This is a genomic window from Streptomyces sp. CMB-StM0423, assembly GCF_002847285.1.
Lineage (GTDB): Bacteria > Actinomycetota > Actinomycetes > Streptomycetales > Streptomycetaceae > Streptomyces.
Genome location: NZ_CP025407.1, coordinates 5,288,965 through 5,303,412, shown reverse-complemented (window position 1 = coordinate 5,303,412; position 14,448 = coordinate 5,288,965). Strand labels below are relative to the sequence as shown.

The 14,448-nt window shown below is 72.1% G+C and carries 14 protein-coding genes and 1 riboswitch; of the genes, 5 read left to right on the top strand and 9 right to left on the bottom strand.

The features are described from left to right. Positions 1 to 97: 97 nt before the first annotated feature. Complete coding sequence (locus tag CXR04_RS23190; protein ID WP_101424222.1) at positions 98 to 841, bottom strand: TIGR03089 family protein; 744 nt, start codon at positions 839 to 841, stop codon at positions 98 to 100. Positions 842 to 923: 82 nt separating this feature from the next. On the opposite strand from CXR04_RS23190, the gene CXR04_RS23185 reads away from it, so the two are divergent. Together CXR04_RS23185 and CXR04_RS23180 are read left to right on the top strand one after the other, a co-directional pair. Then, entirely contained in the window at positions 924 to 2,267 is a 1,344-nt protein-coding gene (locus CXR04_RS23185) for an N-acetylmuramoyl-L-alanine amidase (protein ID WP_101424221.1), read from the top strand. Between the two features lie 126 nt (positions 2,268 to 2,393). Continuing rightward, a complete protein-coding gene (locus CXR04_RS23180; protein WP_101424220.1) occupies positions 2,394 to 3,332 on the top strand; it encodes a DNA-3-methyladenine glycosylase family protein in 939 nt (312 codons plus the stop codon). A 35-nt stretch (positions 3,333 to 3,367) separates the two neighbouring features. Here CXR04_RS23180 and CXR04_RS23175 read toward each other — a convergent pair whose 3' ends face one another. Together CXR04_RS23175 and CXR04_RS23170 are read right to left on the bottom strand one after the other, a co-directional pair. After that, on the bottom strand, positions 3,368 to 4,525 hold the full coding sequence (locus tag CXR04_RS23175) for an acyl-CoA dehydrogenase family protein (protein WP_101424219.1): 1,158 nt from the start codon (positions 4,523 to 4,525) through the stop codon (positions 3,368 to 3,370). Between the two features lie 108 nt (positions 4,526 to 4,633). Continuing rightward, entirely contained in the window at positions 4,634 to 5,968 is a 1,335-nt protein-coding gene (locus CXR04_RS23170) for an LCP family protein (protein WP_234380430.1), read from the bottom strand. Between the two features lie 101 nt (positions 5,969 to 6,069). Here CXR04_RS23170 and CXR04_RS23165 point away from each other — a divergent pair, with 101 nt between their 5' ends. Further along, entirely contained in the window at positions 6,070 to 7,410 is a 1,341-nt protein-coding gene (locus CXR04_RS23165; RefSeq protein WP_101426549.1) for a UDP-glucose dehydrogenase family protein, read from the top strand. A gap of 90 nt (positions 7,411 to 7,500) precedes the next feature. Here CXR04_RS23165 and CXR04_RS23160 read toward each other — a convergent pair whose 3' ends face one another. Then, a complete protein-coding gene (locus tag CXR04_RS23160) occupies positions 7,501 to 8,700 on the bottom strand; it encodes a transglycosylase family protein (protein WP_101424217.1) in 1,200 nt (399 codons plus the stop codon). Positions 8,701 to 8,703: 3 nt separating this feature from the next. Continuing rightward, a riboswitch (cyclic di-AMP (ydaO/yuaA leader) is annotated at positions 8,704 to 8,896 on the bottom strand. Positions 8,897 to 9,136: 240 nt separating this feature from the next. Next, positions 9,137 to 10,345: a dipeptidase gene (locus CXR04_RS23155; protein WP_101424216.1), complete on the bottom strand. Its 1,209-nt coding sequence runs from the start codon at positions 10,343 to 10,345 to the stop codon at positions 9,137 to 9,139. 242 nt (positions 10,346 to 10,587) lie between these two features. On the opposite strand from CXR04_RS23155, the gene CXR04_RS23150 reads away from it, so the two are divergent. Further along, complete coding sequence (locus CXR04_RS23150) at positions 10,588 to 11,448, top strand: helix-turn-helix domain-containing protein (protein ID WP_101424215.1); 861 nt, start codon at positions 10,588 to 10,590, stop codon at positions 11,446 to 11,448. A gap of 63 nt (positions 11,449 to 11,511) precedes the next feature. Further along, positions 11,512 to 11,985 (top strand): hypothetical protein, encoded by a 474-nt coding sequence (locus CXR04_RS23145; protein WP_234380429.1) that lies wholly within the window; start codon positions 11,512 to 11,514, stop codon positions 11,983 to 11,985. Here the strand turns inward: CXR04_RS23145 and CXR04_RS34955 are convergent. From CXR04_RS34955 to CXR04_RS23125, 4 genes are all read right to left on the bottom strand, one after another. Then, entirely contained in the window at positions 11,930 to 12,199 is a 270-nt protein-coding gene (locus tag CXR04_RS34955; RefSeq protein ID WP_159072379.1) for a hypothetical protein, read from the bottom strand. The genes CXR04_RS23145 and CXR04_RS34955 overlap by 56 nt on opposite strands. A 46-nt stretch (positions 12,200 to 12,245) precedes the next feature. Next, positions 12,246 to 12,488, bottom strand: a complete 243-nt coding sequence (locus CXR04_RS23135; protein WP_101426547.1) for a DUF397 domain-containing protein — start codon at positions 12,486 to 12,488, stop codon at positions 12,246 to 12,248. Positions 12,489 to 12,661: 173 nt separating this feature from the next. Further along, on the bottom strand, positions 12,662 to 13,177 hold the full coding sequence (gene purE / locus CXR04_RS23130) for a 5-(carboxyamino)imidazole ribonucleotide mutase (RefSeq protein WP_101424213.1): 516 nt from the start codon (positions 13,175 to 13,177) through the stop codon (positions 12,662 to 12,664). A 7-nt stretch (positions 13,178 to 13,184) separates the two neighbouring features. After that, complete coding sequence (locus tag CXR04_RS23125) at positions 13,185 to 14,315, bottom strand: 5-(carboxyamino)imidazole ribonucleotide synthase (protein ID WP_324843328.1); 1,131 nt, start codon at positions 14,313 to 14,315, stop codon at positions 13,185 to 13,187. Positions 14,316 to 14,448 lie beyond the last annotated feature (133 nt).

The following is a 14,448-nucleotide window of genomic DNA, read 5'->3' as shown; positions in this document are numbered from 1 at the left end:
CGGCCCGCCGCATTCGGTACATCGCATCACGAATGCGGCGCTACGCCCGATAACTTCGCCCGCGCGCGTCGCTCGGGGAGGGTGGCACGGGACGGCGTTACGAGACTCGCTCGTCGGCCCTGCGCTTCTCCTGCTGCTCGGGGGTGAGCCGGTCCAGGTGCGGGCAGAGCACGACCCCCGCGCCGGCGGCCAGGGGGGCGTAGAGGCCCGCGGAGAGCCCTTCCCACGTGTCGTACCCGAGTGTCGAGAGGGTGCGGGAGCCCGGCGCGAGCGCGCGCGACTCCGCGTCCGCCCGGGCGCGGGCGACCAGCTCGGCGGCGGTGAACCGGGCGCCGGGCGCTTCGAGCGCCGGCGCGTCCGGGTCGGCGGGGGCGTACGGCTGGAAGCGGTCGCCCTGTCCCGGCACCTCCACGGCGTAGTCGAGGAAGCCCTCCGGGGTCTGCGGGAAGCGGGCGCCGAGCGGGCGCAGGCTGAGGGCGACCCGCTCGCCGGTGCAGGCGCGGGCCTGCTCCAGCGCGTCGGGACCGCTGACGACGAGGTCGGCGGCGGCCGGGTCGGGGTCGGCGGGCACCGCGGTGACGCCGGTCGCGGCACAGGCCAGCAGCCAGACGGCGGTCTGCCAGTGGGCGGGCAGGAGCAGCGCGAGCCGGTCGCCGGGCTCGGCGGCGAGGTCGCCCTGGAGGAGGTTCGCGGTCTTGGCCACCCAGTTGGCGAGGGTGGCGACGGACAGTTCGACGCGCTCACCGGTGGTGTCGTCGTAGTACGTGACCAGGGGGCGGGCCGGGTCGGTGGCGAGGGCGGCGTCGAGCAGGGCGGCGGGGGTGGCGGCGGTGGGGTTCATCGCCGTCAGGTTACGCCGTCGCGTTACTCCGTCCGGCAGGGGCAAATGGACAGCGGTGGGGGGTGTGGAAAGGATGCGTCATATGTATGCATTTTCTTCTTCGGTCGTCGCGATATCCGCCGCCGCGCTGCTCGCCCCGCTGACGCCGCTCGCGGCGCCGCCCGCTTCGGCGGGCGTGGTCCCCCGGGCGGAGCGGGCCGCGCGGACGGAGCAGCCCGGCGGCCGTACGCAGTCACTGCCGCTCGCGCCGCTCGGCTCGTCCTCGCGCGGGCCCGGGGCGGGCACGTTGGGCCTGTCGAAGCCGGACACCGGGCCGTTCACGATGGTCGGCGTCGTCTGGGAGGACCCGGAGGCGGAGCTGGCCGGGCGCGTGCGGGTACGGGCCAGGTCGGCGGAGACGGGCCGGTGGTCCGGCTGGCAGGACCTGGACGCGCACGCCGCGGACGCACCCGGCCCGGGGCCCGGCGCGGAGTCGGGTGCGGAGTCGGGTGCGGAGTCCCGTGCCGCGGCCGGTGGCGAGTCCCGTGGCGGCCCGGCGGCCCGGCGCGGGGGCACGGCGCCGCTGTGGGTGGGTGACTCGGCGGGGGTCGAGATCCGCGTCGTACCCGCGCGGTCGCGGTCGGCGGACGCGGCCGGCGCGGCGCGGCTGCCGCGGGGGCTGACCGCCGAGTTGATCGACCCGGGCGGCGCGGGGGCGGGAACGGACAGGGCGCGGGCGGCCGGCACCGCCGCCGCGGACCGGATCGCCGCGCAGACCAAGGCCGCGTCGGAAGGGGATGCCGTCCGCCTCAACCCCGCCCTGCCCGCCGCCGCCCGGCCGTTCGTCGGCCCGCGGCCGAAGATCGTCACGCGCACGGGCTGGGGCGCGGACGAGAGCAAGCGGGCGAAGGGGTACCGCTACACGAAGACCGTGAACATCGCCTTCCTCCACCACTCGGCGACGGGCAACAACTACCGCTGCGCCGAGGCACCCGGCCTGATCCGCGGCATATACCGCTACCACACCCAGAGCCTGAACTGGGCCGACCTCGGCTACAACTTCCTTGTCGACAAGTGCGGCCGCGTCTACGAGGGCCGGGCGGGCGGCGTCACGCGCGCGGTCCTGGGGGCGCACACGTACGGCTTCAACCACAACAGCGTGGGCATCGCCGTCCTCGGCAGCTACGACTCGGCGGCGCCGTCGCAGGCCGCGGTCAACGCGGTGTCGCGGCTGACGGCGTGGAAGCTCGGCCTGTTCGGCAAGAACCCGGAGAGCAAGCAGACGAAGGTGTCGGGCGGCGGCAAGTACACCAGCGGGACGCGGGTCAGGCTGAACGTCATCTCGGGGCACCGGGACGGCTTCGCGACGGACTGCCCGGGGGTGCGGCTGTACGACAGGCTGGGCGCGGCGAGGGCGAGTTCGGCGTCGTACCAGGGCCGCCGCTGAGAAGGGGCGCGCGCCGGTCGCCGGAGGCGCGGCCGCGGGCCGTGCGGGCGAGGCGCCGCGGCGCGGGCAACTCCCGGCACCGGCCGCCGCCGGGGCTGTCGGTGGCGGCGGCTAGAGTCGTGCGACGTGTCCGCCGCCCCCGACCACCGCGCCCGCACCCGGACCTGGGCACCCCCGGGCCCGTACGACCTGTGGCGCACCCTGGGCGTGCTGCGGCGGGGGCCGGGCGATCCGGCGTTCCGCGTCGCGGACGGTGCGGTCTGGCGGGCGAGCCACACCCCCGCGGGCCCCGGCACGCTGCGCGTCGCCCCGGCGGGCGGGGCGGTAGCCGCCGAGGCGTGGGGCCCGGGCGCGGAGTGGCTGCTGGAGGGCCTCCCGGCGCTGCTGGGCGCGGAGGACGACCCGGAGCCGTTCACGCCGCGCCACCGCGTCGTCCACGAGGCCCGCCGCCGCCATCCGGGGCTGCGCCTTATCCGCACCGGCGTGGTGCTGGAGTCGCTGATCCCGTCGGTGCTGGAGCAGAAGGTCACCACGGACGAGGCGTACCGCTCCTGGCGCCTGCTGCTGTACCGCTACGGCACCGAGGCCCCGGGTCCTGCGGGGACGGAGCTGCGGATGCGGGTGATGCCGGACGCGCGCGGCTGGGCGATGATCCCGTCCTGGGAGTGGCACCGCGCGGGCGTCGACGGCAAGCGCGCGGCGACGATCGTACGAGCCGTCCGCCGCGCCCGTGCCCTCCAGGCGGCGGCGGACATGGACCTCGAAGCCGCCACCCGCCGCCTCACCGCCATCCCGGGCATCGGCCCCTGGACGGCGGCGGAAACCCTTCAGCGCGTCATCGGCGCCGCCGACGCGGTCACGGTCGGCGACCTGCACCTGCCCCGCATCGTGGGCTACACCCTGGTTCGCGAACGCAACGCGGACGACGAGCGCATGCTCGAACTGCTCGCCCCGTACGAGGCCGCGGGCCAGCGCCATCGCGCCACGCGCTACATCTGCCTCCTGGGCCGCATGCCCCCGCGCCGCAAACCGAAGGCCGCCATCCCGGACATAGCCCGCCTCTGACCCCGCCGCGCGGCGGGGTCCGGCGGCGCCCCGTATCAGGGCAGGTTGCGGGCCATGACGATGCGCTGGACCTGGTTGGTGCCCTCGTAGATCTGGGTGATCTTGGCGTCGCGCATCATGCGCTCCACCGGGTAGTCGCGCGTGTAGCCGTAGCCGCCGAGGAGCTGGACCGCGTCCGTCGTCGCCTCCATCGCCGTGTCGGAGGCGAAGCACTTGGCCGCGGCGCCCTGGAAGGTGAGGTCCGCGTCGCCGCGTTCGGACTTGGCGGCGGCGGCGTAGGTCAACTGGCGGGCGGCCTCGATCTTCATGGCCATGTCGGCGAGCATGAACTGGACGCCCTGGAAGTCCGCGACCGGCTTGCCGAACTGTTTGCGTTCGCGGACGTAACCCTTGGCGTAGTCCAGGGCGCCCTGGGCGATGCCGAGGGCCTGTGCGGCGATGGTGATGCGGGTGTGGTCGAGGGTCTTCATCGCGGTGGCGAAGCCCGTGCCCTCGGCGCCGATCATGCGGTCCGCGGGGATGCGGACGTTGTCGAGGTAGACCTCGCGGGTGGGCGAGCCCTTGATGCCGAGCTTCCTCTCCGGGGCGCCGAAGGAGACGCCCTCGTCGGACTTCTCGACCACGAAGGCCGAGATGCCCTTGGAGCGCTTCTCCGGGTCGGTGACGGCCATCACCGTGTAGTACTCGGAGATGCCCGCGTTGGTGATCCACCGCTTGACGCCGTTGAGGACGTAGGAGTCGCCGTCCCGTACGGCGCGGGTCTTCATGCCGGCCGCGTCGGAGCCGGCCTCGGGCTCGGAGAGGCAGTACGAGAACATCGCCTCGCCGCGCGCCAGCGGCGTCAGGTACTTCGCCTTCAGCTCCTCCGAGGCGGAGAGCATCAGGGGCAGCGAGCCCAGCTTGTTGACGGCCGGGATGAGGGAGGACGAGGCGCAGACGCGGGCGATCTCCTCGATGACGATGACCGTCGCCAGCGCGTCCGCGCCCGCGCCGCCGTACGCCTCGGGGACGTGGACGGCGTGCAGGTCGTTGGTGACGAGCGCGTCCAGGGCCTCCTGCGGGAAGCGCGCCTCCTCGTCCACCTCGGCCGCGAAGGGCTCGATCTTCGCCTCGGCGAGCGAGCGTACGGCGTCGCGGAGCATGTCGTGCTCCTCGGCCGGGCGGTACAGGTCGAATTCGGGCGCTCCTGCCAAGGCTCTCTCCCATTCCCGCGCATGCTAATTACCGTTAAGTAGTTCCGATGGTATGCCGTGCGCGGCGGGCGGACCTACGTGACGTTGGCGACAGGGGCGCGGCCCGGCTCAGGGTGCCGTGCCGCCCAGGCGGTCGGTCGGGTACTTCTCGACGTACTGCGCCATGGTGTCGTTCCGCATGGCCTCCCACAGGGGGTCGCCCGCCTTGTCGTCCAGCAGCACCACCGACTGGCCCTCGATCATGTCGAGGCCCGCGACCGGCGCGTTCATGAACACCAGGTCGCTGGAGCGCACCCCCTTCATGTCCCACATCAGGTCGCGCATCGCGCCGTTCGAGAACCGGTCGTCGACGCTGACGGTGGCGGTCACCGCGTCCAGCAGGCGCTTGACCTTGAGCGGGTTGGAGAAGTTGTCCGAGGACATCGTCTCGGTGATGACGGCGCGCAGGAAGTTCTGCTGCCGCTGGGTGCGGTCGAGGTCGCCGCGGGGCAGGCCGTGGCGTTCGCGTACGTAGTCGAGGGCGGTCCTGCCGTCCATGTGATGGGTGCCGGCGGTCCACTCGCCGCCGCCGTTGCGGCGCGGGGTGGTCTCGTCGATGGTGATGTCCACGCCGCCCACGGCGTCGGTGAGCCGCTTGAAGCCGCTCCAGTCGATCACCGCGAGGTGGTCGATCTTGACCTTCGTCATGCGCTGCACGGTGTCGATGAGCAGCGGGGGGCCGCCGTAGGAGAAGGCCGCGTTGAGCTTGGCGTCGCCCCGGCCGGGGATGTTCACCCAGGAGTCGCGGGGCAGGGAGACGACGTAGCCGCCGTCGCGGCCCTCGGGGAGGTGGACGAGCATCATCGTGTCGCTGCGCTGCGCGCCCGGCTTCCAGGTGTGCTCGCCGGCGCCGTCGCCGGTGAGCGGGAGGTCGGAGCGGGCGTCGACGCCGACGAGAAGGTACGTTTCGCCGCCCTTGGACGGCGCCGGCTGGTGCTTCTCCGGGACGTTCGTCGGGAAGGCGTTCGGGATGCGGTCGACGCGCCCCGTGTAGTGCTCGTACGCCCACCAGAGGCCGCCGGCGAGCATGAGCATGCCGGCGAAGAGCATGATCACGGCGCCGAGGAGCACCTTGCGGCCGCGGCGCATGCGGCGGCGGGGCGCGGCGTGCGAGGGGGCGCCGGCGGGGTCGTCGGGGCCGTCCGGGTCGCCGGGGCCGGTCGCAGGAACGGTTGCCGGGCCGGCGTGCGGGTCCAGGCCGTCGGGTCCCTTGGGCCCGCCGTCCGCGGCTGTGCCCTGCGCGCCCGGTGTTCCCTGCGCGCCCGGCGCGAACGCCGCGTCCACGTACGCCGCGTGCGCCGCCGTCGACGTGTCCCCGGCGTACGGCGCCTCCGGCTCGCGGGCGCGCGGCGTACCGGGCTCGTCGGTTCCGCTGCCCCCGCCGTCCAGATGCTGCCTCGCCACGATCCCCACTCCTTCAGGTGCACGTTCATGAGTCAGACTCCGCACCCGGGCCCATGGTTGCCCAGGCGGACGTGTCGGAGCCCGCCGTTATGCTCGGGACCATGACCTTGAAGATCACCGTGATCGGCACCGGTTACCTCGGGGCCACGCACGCCGCCGCGATGGCCGAGCTGGGTTTCGACGTGCTCGGCCTGGACGTGGTCGAGGAAAAGGTCGAGCTGCTGTCCACGGGCAGGGTGCCGATCTACGAGCCGGGCCTGGAAGACCTGCTGCGCAAGCACGTCTCCGGCGTCGGGGGCTCGTCCGGCCGGCTGCGCTTCACCACCTCGTACGGGGAGGCGGCGGCCTTCGGCGACGTGCACTTCGTGTGTGTCAACACGCCGCAGAAGCAGGGTGAGTACGGCTGCGACATGAGCTACGTCGACGCCGCGATCGACACCCTGGCGCCCCGGCTCGACCGCCCGTGCCTGGTGGTCGGGAAGTCGACGGTGCCGGTGGGCTCCGCGGCCCGGCTGGCACGCCGGCTGGCCGAGCTGGCGCCGGCGGGCGAGCAGGCAGAGCTGGCCTGGAACCCGGAGTTCCTGCGCGAGGGCTTCGCCGTCGAGGACACCCTGCGTCCCGACCGTATCGTCGTCGGCGTCGCGAGCGACCGCGCCGAGAAGGTGCTGCGCGAGGTGTACGCCGCGCCGCTGGACTCCGGTACGCCGTTCGTGGTCGCCGACTACCCGACCGCCGAGCTGGTGAAGACCTCCGCCAACGCCTTCCTCGCCACGAAGATCTCGTTCATCAACGCCATGGCCGAGATCTGCGAGGCCGCCGGCGGCGACGTGGTCAAGCTGGCCGAGGCGATCGGCTACGACGACCGGATCGGGAAGAAGTTCCTGCGCGCCGGGATCGGCTTCGGTGGGGGCTGCCTGCCCAAGGACATCCGGGCGTTCATGGCCCGCGCCGGTGAACTGGGCGTCGACCAGGCGCTGACGTTCCTGCGCGAGGTCGACTCGATCAACATGCGCCGCCGTGCCCACATGGTCGAACTCGCCCGCGAAGCCTGCGGCGGGACCTTCCTGGGCCGCCGGATCGGCGTCCTGGGCGCCGCGTTCAAGCCCGACTCCGACGACGTGCGCGATTCCCCCGCGCTCAACGTCGCCGGGCAGATCCACCTCCAGGGCGGCCAGGTCACCGTCTACGACCCGAAGGGCATGGACAACGCCCGCCGCGTCTTCCCCACCCTGCGCTACGCCGAGTCGGCGGAGGATGCGCTGCGCGGCGCCGACCTCGTGCTGCACCTCACCGAGTGGCCGGAGTTCCGCGCCCTCGACGCCGGGCAGCTCGCGAAGGCCGTCTCCCGGCCGCATCTGATCGACGGCCGGAACACGCTCGACCCGGTGCCGTGGCGCGCCGCGGGCTGGACGTTCCGCGCGATGGGCCGCCCGGCGGCGTAACCCACGCCGGCCGCCGCCCGGACGCCGAAGCCGGACGCGGCGAACCCCCCGTTCCGCCGGAAACGGGGGGCTGCGCCGTGCGGGGGACCCTCAGATGGAGACGCCGTTGTCGCGCAGGTACGCGACCGGGTCGACGTCCGAACCGTAGTCCGGGCTGGTGCGCACCTCGAAGTGCAGGTGCGGCCCGGTGGAGTTGCCGGTGGAGCCGGACAGACCGATCTGGTCGCCGGCGCCCACGCTCTGGCCCACGCTCACCGAGGTGGACGACAGGTGGGCGTACTGGCTGTAGCGGCCGTCGTCGTGCTTGATCACGACGGCGATGCCGTACGCGCCGCCGTCGGCGCCGTTGCCGGCCTTGACGACGGTGCCGGAGGTGACGGCCTTGACCGGGGTGCCGGTGCCGGCGGAGAAGTCGACACCGGTGTGGTAACCGCTGGGCCACGAGCCGCCGGCGGCCCGGTACGCGGTGGAGAGACCGGCGTCGATCGGGGCGGAGAACCCGCCCGCAGGAGCGGCCTCGGCCGCCGGCTCCTCCTCGGCCGCCGGCTCCTCCTGCTGCGCGGAGGACGGCTCGGCCGACGTGGTCTTCGGCTCTTCGAGGGTGACCTCTTCGCCGCCGTCGAACTCGTACATCTGACCGGGGAAGATCAGGTCCGGGTCGTCGCCGATGACGTCCTTGTTGCCCTCGTAGATCGTCTGCCAGCCGCCCGCGATGCCGTGCTTGCGAGCAATGTCCCACAGGGTGTCACCGGAGACGACGGTGTAGTCGCCGGCCTTCTGGTACTTCTTCTCCGGCGCCTTCAACTGCTTCGGGGCCTCGTCCTTGGCGGCCTGCTGAGCGGGCTCGGACTCGGTCTGCGCCTCGGGCTCGCTCTTCTCGCCACCGCCGGTGGAGAGGTCCGGGGCGGGGCCGCCCTGGGTGAGCCCGGCCTGCACCGAGCAGACCGGCCAGGCGCCGGGGCCCTGCGAGGCGAGGACCTTCTCGGCGATCTCGATCTGCTGCTCCTTGGTGGCCTGGTCGGCGCGCGGCGCGTACTGCGTGCCGCCGTAGCCCTCCCAGGTGCTCTGCACGAACTGCAGGCCGCCGTAGAAGCCGTTGCCGGTGCTGATGCTCCAGTCGCCGCCGCTCTCGCACTGGGCCACGCGGTCCCAGGTGTCGACGGAGGCGGCCTGGGCGTGGCCGCCGGCGATGAGCGGAATGGCGACGCCGGCGCTGCCGGCGGTGACGATGAGGGCCCTGCTGCCCCGGGCTATCCGGCCCAGGCGACGGTGACGTCCGCGTGCGGACATGGACATGCTCCTCTCCAACGCCTGCGAGGTGAGCTGTCGGGTTCGAGCTGGAGATGCCCGGCCATGCGGAGCATGGCTTCACCCCAAGCCGTCCCGCGCTTGCGCGCAGGCCGGCACTTACCTGGGTCCCCCGCTCCTGCCGTGAAAGCTGAAGTGCCTGCCCGTCGCCGCCGACAGGATTCGGCGTTACGGCGACGAGGTACCCGCATCGGTGGCGCGAGCACGGCGAGCACCGTAAACACACAGCCGAAAACAGAACAAGCTGTGAACCGTCATCAAGGCCGTTCCCCACATCACATCGGAATCAGCCCGACAATCGACCCATCCCGCGCCGCTCCTCAATTCCCCCCATCCGGTGGAGACTTGTCGACATATGAGGAGTCGGACACATCGCCCCATGGCGTGAGAATTCTGTGAGTGACTTATGTCACTCTGCTCACCCCTGGACCTTCGCGGGGCCGTCGAGCTGTTCGATGGTGGCGATCGACGGGCCGCGCCGGGCGGTCACTTCGCGCGCCGCCGCCTCGGCGTCGCGCAACACCCGTAGCGCATTGGCCCACAGGAGCCTGGCCAGGTCTTCTTCCGACCAACGGCGGTGCAGCAGCTCGGCGACGAGATGCGGATAACCCGCGACGTCGGCGAGGTCTTCCGGCGTGAACGGCGTGCCGTCGAAGTCGCCGCCGACACCGATATGGTCGATTCCCGCCACTTCGCGCATATGATCCAGATGATCCGCGACGGTCGCGGCCGTCGCCTGCGGCCGCGGGTGCGCCTCCTCGAACGCACGCCGTACGCGGACCGCTTCGTCGTCCGCGCCGAAGGGGTCGAGGCCCCGGGCGGTCATGTGCTCGTCCACCTCCGCGGTCCACGCCACGGCGGCGGGCAGGACGAACTTCGGCACGAACGTGGCCATCGCCACACCGCCGTTGGCAGGGAGCATTTCCAGCACATCGTCCGGAATGTTGCGCGGATGGTCACACATGGCGCGAGCGGATGAATGGGAGAAAACGACCGGCGCCTCGGTGACGCGCAGCGCGTGGCGCATGGTCGAGGGCGCCACATGGGAGAGGTCGACGAGCATGCCGACCCGGTTCATCTCGCGCACCACCTCCTCGCCGAAGGCGGTGAGCCCGCCGTGCCGCGGCTCGTCGGTGGCGGAGTCGGCCCAGTCGGTGTTGTCGTTGTGCGTGAGCGTCATGTAGCGCACGCCGAGCCGGCGGAAGGCACGGAGAGTGGCGAGCGAGTTGGCGATGGAGTGCCCGCCCTCGGCCCCCATCAGCGAGGCGATCCGCCCGTCGGCCCGCGCCGCCTCCACCTCGTCGGCGGTCACCGCGAGCCGCAGCTCCCCGGGGTAGCGGTCGACGAGCCGGCGCACCACGTCGATCTGCTCCAGACACGCCGACACGGCGGCGTCCCCGGCCAGGTCGGCGCTCACGTACACGGACCAGAACTGCGCCCCCACCCCGCCGGCCCGCAGCCGCGGGATGTCGGTGTGCAGCCGCGCGCTCTGGTCGACGGCGATGTCGCGCCGGTCGATGTCGTACGTCACCTGCTCGCGCAGGGCCCAGGGAAGGTCGTTGTGCCCGTCGACGACGGGGTGCGCCCGCAGCACCTCGCGGGCACGCGCGAGCAGTTCGCCGGTCATAAGGTCGTCCTCCCTGCGCGGATAGCGTGGACCACACGCTATCCGCGCAGGCTGACACTCCCGCGCCCGGGTCGGGCCAGGTTCGCTCCTCTAGACCAATTGCCGATTGGTTCCAAAGCGCCAACGCACGAATGACATGTGTCACAATGGCAGGGTCCAACAGGCCAGTCCCTGGCGGCTACGCGCGAGCAGCTCCTGGCCGACAGACACATATCTACGACTCATGTCAACCAAGGAGCAACATGTCCCAGGCAGCGGACCCCAGCCTCAATCGCCGCAAGCTACGCCAGGAGCTGCGCAGGGCGCGCGGCAAGGCCGGGCTGACACAGCGCCAGGCCGCTGACGAACTCGACTGGTCACTGTCCAAGGTGATCCGCATCGAGATGGCCACGGTCAGCGTGTCGGTCACCGATCTCAGGGCGATGCTGCACCTCTACGGTGTCGAGGACCCGGAGCTGGTGGCCGAGCTGGAGGAGGCGGCCCGGGGGAGCAAGGGGGCGAGCTGGTGGGCGCGGTACAGCGAGCTGGTCTCCCCGCAGTACGCCAAGTACCTCGGATACGAGAGCGCCGCGGAGAAGATCCGTACCTACCACCCGATCGTCGTCCCCGGCGCGCTGCAGACACAGGACTACGCGATGGCTCTGCTGGAGCCGCGCGTCGACGAGGGGCGGGCGCGCAAGGTGGTGGACCTGCGCATGGCACGTCAGGAGCGGACGTTCGACGCTGACACCGCTCCCGAGTCGGCCTTCGTCCTCGACGAGGCGGCCCTGCGCCGGCAGATCGGCACCCCGGCCGTGATGCGCGGCCAGCTTGATCACCTCATCCGGATGAGTGCGGAACCGAAGGTGACCATCCGGGTGCTGCCACTCACCGCCGGCGCGCACTACAGCACTCTCGGCAGCTTCGTCCTGCTGAACCTCGGCGACGAGGAGGACGACCTGCTGTACGTGGAACACGCCGCCGGCAGCCTGACCAACCGCGACGACCTCGAACTGCTGGCGCGCTACCAGGAGTGCTTCGAGACGATCACCACCCGTTCGCTCGAAGGGGAAGACGCCGTCGGGCTTCTGGAGCGCATCAAGACCGAGTTCGGCAGTCGCTGAAGGCCGGGGCGCACAGTGCCGGCGGCCGGAGTCATCGGGAGGGCGGCCTTGTACCTCAGATGGTTGCTCACGCACGGCCGGCAGGTCCCCGAAGCCGCCGGCCCGGGCGAACCTGCCCCGGCAGCCGCCGCGGAGGACGCGACCGGCGGAACCGCCGATTCGTCCGATCAGGTCACCCGGGAGGCGATACGTGACCCGGATCGGTTCGATCGGCTGAACCGCCTGGAAGGGGCCCGGGCAGACCGCCGTAGGCAGGAGGAGCGGGACAGCACCACGCAGTACATCCGGCGGCTGCACGCGGTGGTTCTCTCCTGCGTACTCGCCCTCATCATGGTGACCGGCTGCGTCATGCTGGTCATCTACTCCGTCGGCGGCCTCGCGATACCCGGCTCGCGCGTCCTTCAGACGGCAGTCAGTGTCGTCGGGACCGCGCTGGTCACCGGTGTGGTGTTCGGGGCGGCGAGAAAGATCCAGAACGTGTTCACGGGATCGCCCGGTCGGACGGGAGAGGAGCGCACCCCCGCCGATGCACCGTGACCGGGGTGAGCGCCCGCCAGATCCCGGCGGCGACCGCCACCCCCACCAGGACGACGAGCCACACCACCCGCTTCGCCACCACGCTGTCGACTAACAGCGACAGGACCGCCGCCAGGATGGTGGCCGCGGCGCCGACGGCCAGGCAGTACGCGACTGTCCCGGTCCACCGGGATCCGCGCGGGCGGTCCTCCCGCCCGGAAGGCAGCGCTCTCACGCCTCCGGCCTCCACGTACTCACCTCCCCCGGCGTCGTCTCGCCGGTCATGAACCGGCTAACTCCCCAGACACGACGGCCGCGAGAAAGTCGCTCCAGGCGGTGGGGGTGAAGGCGAGAACCGCCCCGGTCCGGTTCTTCGAGTCACGTGCCAGCACAGCACCGTCCCTTATGGCGAGCTCGACGCACTCGGATTCGCTCCCGCTGAAGCTGCTCTTGCACCACGCTGACTGTTCCTCAAGCGCCACAGTCACCCCCAGATGACGGTCCCCACGGCCCTCGAGCGACATCGACCCGTAGACCCTAGCGTCCCCCTGCGCAGCCACACAGAGGGTTCACGGCATTGACCGATCGGACACCCGATGTCACCGATCGTGTTGCGCTGGAGCCGATAATTGTAGGAGTGCCCCGAATCTGGCCACCAGACACGAACAAGCCGTGGACACCCCGCCGCTGCCGCGGGTCAGCCCGCCTGGGTGGTCTTGCGGCGGAGGCGGGCGCCCTTTTCCCGGGCCTGGTGGTTCAGGTCCTCCTGGAACGCCGTCATCCGGGTGCGGAGGTCCTCGTCGTGGGCGGCCAGGATGCGGGCGGCCAGGAGGCCCGCGTTGCGGGCGCCGGCCACGGAGACCGTGGCGACCGGCACGCCCGCGGGCATCTGGACGATGGAGAGCAGGGAGTCCATGCCGTCGAGGTACTTCAGCGGGACCGGGACGCCGATGACCGGCAGGGGCGTGACGGAGGCGAGCATGCCCGGGAGGTGGGCGGCGCCGCCGGCGCCGGCGATGAGGGTGCGCAGGCCGCGGGGCGCGGCCTGCTCGCCGTAGGCGATCATCTCGTGCGGCATCCGGTGTGCGGAGACGACGTCGACCTCGTACGGGACCTCGAACTCGCCGAGGGCCTGCGCCGCCGCCTCCATGACCGGCCAGTCGGAGTCGGAGCCCATGACGATGCCGACCAGCGGGCTGTTCTCCGCGCTCATACGCTGCTCATTCCGTGATCGTCCCCCGCAGGTAGTCGGCGGCGTGGCGGGCGCGGGCGCGCACGTCGGCCAGGTCGTCGCCGTAGGTGTTGACGTGGCCGACCTTGCGGCCGGGCTTCACGTCCTTGCCGTACATGTGGATCTTCAGCCCCGGGTCCCGCGCCATGCAGTGCAGGTACGCCGGGTACATGTCGGGGTAGTCGCCGCCGAGGACGTTCGCCATCACCGTCCACGGGGCGCGCGGGCGCGGGTCGCCCAGCGGCAGGTCGAGCACGGCGCGTACGTGGTTGGCGAACTGCGAGGTGACGGCGCCGTCCTGGGTCCAGTGGCCGGAGTTGTGCGGGCGCATGGCCAGCTCGTTGACGAGGATCCGAGGCTCGCCGTCCGGCCCGTCCGCCTCGAACAGCTCCACGGCGAGGTGGCCCACCACGTCCAGCTCCATCGCGATCCGCAGCGCGAGCTGCTGCGTACGCACCGCGTCCTCGGGCGCCAGCCCGGGCGCCGGGGCGATGACCGTGTCGCAGACGCCGTCGACCTGGACCGACTCCACCACCGGGTACGCGACCGCCTGGCCGCTCGGCGAGCGGACGACGTTCGCGGCCAGCTCGCGGCGGAAGTCCACCAGCTCCTCGGCCAGCACCGGCACCCCCGCGCGGAAGGGGGGCGCGGCGTCCTCTTCCGTACGGACGACCCACACGCCCTTGCCGTCGTACCCCCCGCGGACCGTCTTCAGCACGACCGGGAAGCCGCCGCCCTCGCGCGCGAACCGCGCCACGTCCGCCGGGTCCGCCACGATCCGGTGCCGCGGGCAGGGGATGCCCAGCTCCGTCAGCCGGGCCCGCATCGCGCCCTTGTCCTGCGCGTACACCAGCGCGTCCGGGCCGGGCCTGACCGCGACGCCCTCGGCCTGGAGGGCCCGCAGATGCTCGGTCGGTACGTGTTCGTGGTCGAACGTGATCACGTCGCAGCCGCGGGCGAACTCACGCAGCGTGTCGAGATCGCGGTAATCCCCCACGACCGTGTCACCCGCCACCAGGGCGGCGGAATCCGTACGGGTGCCGCTGAGGAGCTTGAACCTGATGCCGAGGGGGATGCCTGCCTGGTGGGTCATCCGGGCGAGCTGTCCCCCGCCGATCATGCCGACTACCGGGAATGTCACGCGTCCCAGCGTATCGGCCGGCCGGGCGGAGCCGCCCCCTCCGTCGGCGGGCCCGGTTAGCATGAGGTCTCCGGCCCGCCGGAGAAGACCGGGACCAGGGGAACACCACCGA

Excerpts from the sequence above, each read along its gene's own strand:
- CXR04_RS23190 (WP_101424222.1), bottom strand. The coding sequence starts at position 841 with ATGAACCCCACCGCCGCCACCCCCGCCGCCCTGCTCGACGCCGCCCTC.
- CXR04_RS23185 (WP_101424221.1), top strand. The coding sequence starts at position 924 with ATGTATGCATTTTCTTCTTCGGTCGTCGCGATATCCGCCGCCGCGCTG.
- CXR04_RS23165 (WP_101426549.1), top strand. The coding sequence starts at position 6,070 with ATGACCTTGAAGATCACCGTGATCGGCACCGGTTACCTCGGGGCCACG.
- CXR04_RS23160 (WP_101424217.1), bottom strand. The coding sequence starts at position 8,700 with ATGTCCGCACGCGGACGTCACCGTCGCCTGGGCCGGATAGCCCGGGGC.
- CXR04_RS23155 (WP_101424216.1), bottom strand. The coding sequence starts at position 10,345 with ATGACCGGCGAACTGCTCGCGCGTGCCCGCGAGGTGCTGCGGGCGCAC.
- CXR04_RS23150 (WP_101424215.1), top strand. The coding sequence starts at position 10,588 with ATGTCCCAGGCAGCGGACCCCAGCCTCAATCGCCGCAAGCTACGCCAG.
- CXR04_RS23135 (WP_101426547.1), bottom strand. The coding sequence starts at position 12,488 with ATGTCGCTCGAGGGCCGTGGGGACCGTCATCTGGGGGTGACTGTGGCG.
- purE (WP_101424213.1), bottom strand. The coding sequence starts at position 13,177 with ATGAGCGCGGAGAACAGCCCGCTGGTCGGCATCGTCATGGGCTCCGAC.
- CXR04_RS23125 (WP_324843328.1), bottom strand. The coding sequence starts at position 14,315 with ATGATCGGCGGGGGACAGCTCGCCCGGATGACCCACCAGGCAGGCATC.